Origin of the sequence: Paenibacillus sp. EKM211P, from assembly GCF_011066175.1 — a bacterium.
GTDB lineage: Bacteria > Bacillota > Bacilli > Paenibacillales > Paenibacillaceae > Paenibacillus > Paenibacillus polymyxa.
This window is the reverse complement of record NZ_JAAMNS010000109.1, coordinates 1-211: the sequence shown is the minus strand read 5'-3', so window position 1 is coordinate 211 and position 211 is coordinate 1. Positions and strand designations below refer to the sequence as shown.

The 211-nt window shown below is 62.1% G+C and carries 1 protein-coding gene; it reads left to right on the top strand.

Annotated elements, in window-relative coordinates; genetic code table 11:
• A partial coding sequence (locus G9G57_RS25590) for an AMP-binding protein (RefSeq protein WP_164965705.1) occupies positions 1–211 on the top strand: 211 nt, incomplete at both ends.

Genomic DNA, 211 nt, shown 5'->3' with positions numbered 1-211 from the left:
ACGCATACGGCGTGACGGAAGCGGCGATCGACTCCAGTTTCTACGACGAGGAGCTAGCGAAGCTGCCGCAAACAGGCCATGTGCCGATCGGCAAAGCGTGGCTGAATGCGAAATTCTACATCGTGGATGCGCATCTGAATCCGGTGCCGGTCGGGGTGCTGGGCGAGCTGGTCATCGGCGGAGTCGGAGTGGCGCGCGGGTACTTGAACCG